Annotated in this window: 4 protein-coding genes and 1 other RNA gene; all 5 read right to left on the minus strand. The window is 33.6% G+C overall.

Annotation, left to right across the window (positions count from 1 at the left end):
• Window positions 1-64: 64 nt before the first annotated feature.
• Window positions 65-1,165 (minus strand): GGDEF domain-containing protein, encoded by a 1,101-nt coding sequence (locus KO502_RS08655; RefSeq protein WP_216022189.1) that lies wholly within the window; start codon window positions 1,163-1,165, stop codon window positions 65-67.
• Window positions 1,166-1,615: 450 nt separating this feature from the next.
• An RNA gene (gene ffs / locus KO502_RS08660) (signal recognition particle sRNA small type) lies at window positions 1,616-1,712 on the minus strand.
• Window positions 1,713-1,870: 158 nt separating this feature from the next.
• Window positions 1,871-2,788 (minus strand): DUF3014 domain-containing protein, encoded by a 918-nt coding sequence (locus tag KO502_RS08665; RefSeq protein WP_216022190.1) that lies wholly within the window; start codon window positions 2,786-2,788, stop codon window positions 1,871-1,873.
• Window positions 2,789-3,079: 291 nt separating this feature from the next.
• Window positions 3,080-4,285: a sigma 54-interacting transcriptional regulator gene (locus tag KO502_RS08670; RefSeq protein WP_216022191.1), complete on the minus strand. Its 1,206-nt coding sequence runs from the start codon at window positions 4,283-4,285 to the stop codon at window positions 3,080-3,082.
• 176 nt (window positions 4,286-4,461) lie between these two features.
• Window positions 4,462-4,836 (minus strand): 4a-hydroxytetrahydrobiopterin dehydratase, encoded by a 375-nt coding sequence (locus KO502_RS08675; protein WP_216022192.1) that lies wholly within the window; start codon window positions 4,834-4,836, stop codon window positions 4,462-4,464.
• Between the last annotated feature and the right edge of the window lie 96 nt (window positions 4,837-4,932).

Consider the following 4,932-nt stretch of genomic DNA (forward strand, 5'->3'; position numbering starts at 1 on the left):
AGCTCACATTATTTAACATAATTACCATGTTAAATAATGTGAGCTTTATCCTACCAGCACTACATCAAATAGAATAAGTAAGTATTTTATTACCGCCAAGCGCTTTTGCTTTACTTAAAGCCCTATCCGCTCGAACTTGAATAGAGCGAATTTCATTATCACTTTCTTTAAGGGTTGAAATACCAATACTTAATGTTAATGGTATTTTAGTTTTCCCTGTTGAAAATAAGTGTTGCTGAACAGAGTCACTGATATTATTCGCTAATGATTTTGCACTTATAACATCATACTCTGGTAATAAAATACAAAACTCTTGTTGGCTTACTTTCGCTATATCACCTTTATTATAGAGTTGGGCATTCATTAATTTTTCTACATGCGCCAATAAAGGCTCTTCAATAAGCGAGCCATGCTTTTGATATATCGTACTCAAATTATCAATATACACACACAGCATAGACAATTCTTGTTGATTTTTTTTTGCTTCTTCTAGTAATGATTTACCAAGCACATAATGACTTTTTGAATTCAATACATCAGTTAAAGGATCTTTATTAGCTAAATAATGTAACTCTCTACTTTGCTTACGCAATTGTTTACGATGTTTTTCCATTTGTTTGGCAAACGCCGATAAACTTAAGGATAAAAATATTAAGGCAATATTCACCGTAGCAAAACTAAGTTCACTATACGTTTCGGTAACAAAGGTTTGAATTAATGCTAACCCTATTATGGCACTGATTGTTAAAACATAACCCGCTATAACCCCACTTAACATATATGCATAAAACATAGTTAAGAAAAACCATATCGCTCTAAATTCATCGTTAGGAACACTGATGACCGCTACCATACAACCTACATAACATAACGGTAAAAAAAGAATACAAGCGGTTGTAAAAGTAACAATGCGTTTATGTAATATAATAAAAAATATAAAATTGGCAGCAGAAAAGCAAAAATTAAAATTCCGTTGGACATTACCCAAATCATGAAGCCCTAAAAGATCTAATACAGCAAAAATAGCTGTCATTGATCCGGTTATAGCCATAATACGTATTAGTAAGCCTCGCTTAAAAATAGAATAGCTATCATCTAACATTTCAGGATTTGAAAGTTCTAATGAGGGGTCACTTGTCATGGAGGTAAAATTGTTGTTCGTCATATGTGCAATATCTTTTAAGTATTATTTTATAATTTTTATTATTCGCCTAGCGGAGTATACATTGAATATGCCCTACTGTTAAAGCTTTGCAGCTTAGTCTTATAATTAAAATATAATAATTATGACCAACACTAATTTAAAAAATTGATGTTTTGTTATACGTTGAGGTAAATTCTTAACGATAAATAATAGATTTAGCTTGAACTATGAATTATGAGACTTGGTTAATATATTTAGCAATCACCATAAAACTCGTAACCTATTAATAATTGATAATTTATTGTGTTTTCTAAATAGCGATTTATTAATAATAACGCCAATCAGCAACCTAAAATAATTGTATTAATAAACACTTATATTTATGAATAACGACTTAACTATTGTTGAAACTAAAGATGAATACAAAATGCGAGTAGAATTATGATTGAAATAAAGAAGGTTGGGTGGCAACCCAATCAGCCACACCTCGGCACATGAGTCGTCTGCTGCGGTTGCTTCCTTCCGGACCTGGCCGAGTTCACAGAGTATCATTGCGAGGGGACCGAAAGGGTCACCATAGAAGCTTTAACAACGACCTAGTCATTAAAGCGCGCAAATTATCGCTAATGACGACAAGAGATGCAAGTACAACTTAAGAAAAGCTTATCAGTTGCTTGTTTTTCAATCTCTTTTCTTCTCTTTTTTAACTTTAGTCGTCGTTGGCTGTTATTTAGCTAAGCGTTTATTCAGTTTTTCATTAACTTCTAATAAAACAGACTTAATAATTAACAGGTTTTCTTTACCTATACGTAATAAGAGCTTGTCACTATCTGCTAGCTTTTCTAGTTCAGGGTCTTGATACTTATACATTACGCTACTACGAGTTACGTTCATAGTTGACTGTGGGAGGTCCATATCTAACACTCGCGTGATTGCATCTTGTAATGTATAGGTAAAATCATCTTCATAGCCAAGTTCGTTATAAGCTTGATCCACTAATGGTTTGATATCTATATACATATTTACTAAGGTTGTACTATCAACCGACCTGAGTAAATCAACATATAAATCAAAACGTTGACTAGTTTTACTATCCCACTGCCATACATTTTTTTCGCCTGTTACATTAAGAGATTTTTCATCCACCGAAAAAGTTTCTTTCGGCTTAATAAAAAGACTATGGTCGTATGCTAATAAGCCTTGAGCAAAGTTATCGGTAAAAACTACAAAGCGGCGGATCATATCTTCTGTTACGAGTAATGATAGTAATTCATTTCGCCAAGTTAAATCAGGTAATTTTGCTTGTATCCACTCATCACTTTCGTTGATTTTTGGCAAATCAATCTCTGGGGTTTTTATAGCTGTATCTTCAGGCGTTATAGGCTCTACTTCTTCCATAACAATATCAGTAGGTTCAATCAGCTCTTGTACTACATCGGGTTCTATTTGCTCGGGTTGAATTACTTCAACTTCTGCGGTTGTAGAAACCTCTTGGATTGGCTGTTGGCTTGCTGAGTCGTCGACTGAAAACTGCCACAAGGCGATAATAACGACGATAACGGTAACAATTATAATAATAAGCGGCCCTGAGTTTTTATCATTACTGCTTTGTTCTACTTGTTGTGTATTTTCTGAATTATCCATGGGGATCCGAAATAATTTATTTAATGCTTTAAATTGTTGTGTTTTGTGTACTTTTTATTCTCAGGAAATTTTAACATTTCGCTGTTTTTACTATTAGTTAAAACTAGCTTATTTATGGAAAAGATAAAAGCTAAATATTATGATTTTATCGCTTGTTTATTGATATATATTCTTGCTTTAACCAATAAATAGACTTTTAAATTCATCACTGTCTTCATTTTTAAAAAGCTAGAGTAACAAATCGATTTTAATATTTATTAAAAATTTGATCTTATTGATTCAACAGAAACATCAGGCCTTAATACTCGCTTTACTGATGTTATATTCACGTAATTTATTCGCCACCGCCGTATGACTTAAACCAAGCTTCTTGGCCAATTGTCTGCTACTGGGATAAGCAGGGTATAACTTACGTAATATATCAGCTTCAAAGTTTTTCAGTGCAGTCTCTAGTGTACCTTCAAAGTCTTGCTCTAAATAACCATGCTCGGGAGAATATAAAGGTAATGGTAAGTGCATAATTTCAATTACATCCCCTTCAAGTAAAGACGCCGCACTTGTTATAACATTTTCTAATTGTCGGATATTTCCAGGCCATGGATAGTGTTCAATAAAGTCACAACATTCATCACTAATCTTAAGGTTTTTACGAGCAATTTTTTGCTCTGCTTGAGCAACAAAAAATTCTGCAAGTGGTAAAATATCAGCGCGGCGATCTCTAAGCGCTGGTATAGAAAGCCCAAAAACATTTAAACGATAATAGAGATCTTCTCTAAACTCCCCTATTGAAACAAGATGAACTAAATCTTTATTGGTTGAGCTGATAATACGTACATTGACGTTAACTTCTTGTTCAGAGTCTACTCGTCTAAAACTGCCTGATTGGATAACACGAAGTAATTTAGTTTGTAGTTTGGCCGACATTTCACCAATTTCATCAAGAAAAACCGTTCCGCCATCTGCTAATTCAAATATACCGCGCTTACTTTTCTCTTGCTCTTTTTCACCAACACCAAAAAGCTCAGATTCAGCAACGTCATCAGGTAATGCAGCACAACTTAATGTCATAAATGGGTACGCTGATCTCGCACTTGCCGCATGACAAGCTTTAGCAAATACCTCTTTGCCTGTGCCTGTTTCTCCCATAATTAAGATAGATGCATCAAGTGATGACATACGTTGAGCTTCACGAATAACTTTTCGCATTTCAGCTGAGTTTGCTTGAATAGCAGAAAAGGCATCAGAATTTATTATCGATAAGTTAATATCACCTTTAACAACTGAATCTGAACATTTCTTTATATCAGTGACGCCTTCAATTTGAAGTGCTATTTGTTCTATACCTATAGTTGGGCTATCGGTATCGCTCGTATTAAGAATGAGTGAATTTAACTGGGTAAAATCAAGATGAGTAACATTTATTTGTTTTTCGTTACACAGGGCTAAAATCTTTTGTGCTATACCAATAGGATCATGACACGTAATTTGCAAACGCATTAAACAAGACCTTTTATAAAAAGAATACTAATATTAACCTCACAGGTTTTATAAAATTAATATTACCAGTAAGTAACCTGCAAGTAAGAAATTTAAAGCTACTTTTCTATTAATTTTTCGAAGGGGTAGCTAAAAACTAATTAGTCATTAAATTTTTGATTATTGTAAACTAATTTTTACAATAATTGTTCTGTTTTAGCAGCACAAATAAAATCATTTTGATGCAATCCCGAAATAGTGTGAGGCCACCAAGTTACCGTAACCTTGCCCCACTCAAGTAAAATAGCAGGATGATGTCCTTCACTTTCTGCCAATGTAGATACTTTATTAGCAAAAGTCCAAGCTAACTTATAATTTTTAAAAGTAAATTCACGCTCAAGTATCATAATGTTATCACGAGTTTTAATGTGCCAATTAGGGATTAATGCTAACTGTTTATCAGCCTCGGTTGCACTAATAGGTTCCGAATTACTATTACAAGCAATACAAAAGGCACTAGTAAGCTGTTGGCTTACTTTTGATGAACCTTCGGCTGAGACTATTTTTGTCATTAATACCTCTTGTTATAAGTTACACATTGCTTAGTGATAAAAAAGTTGTTTATACAAAAGAGAGTTATACCAAGTTGATTAAGTTCTTTCCCACTC

The organism is Colwellia sp. E2M01 (assembly GCF_018860585.1).
GTDB lineage: Bacteria > Pseudomonadota > Gammaproteobacteria > Enterobacterales > Alteromonadaceae > Colwellia.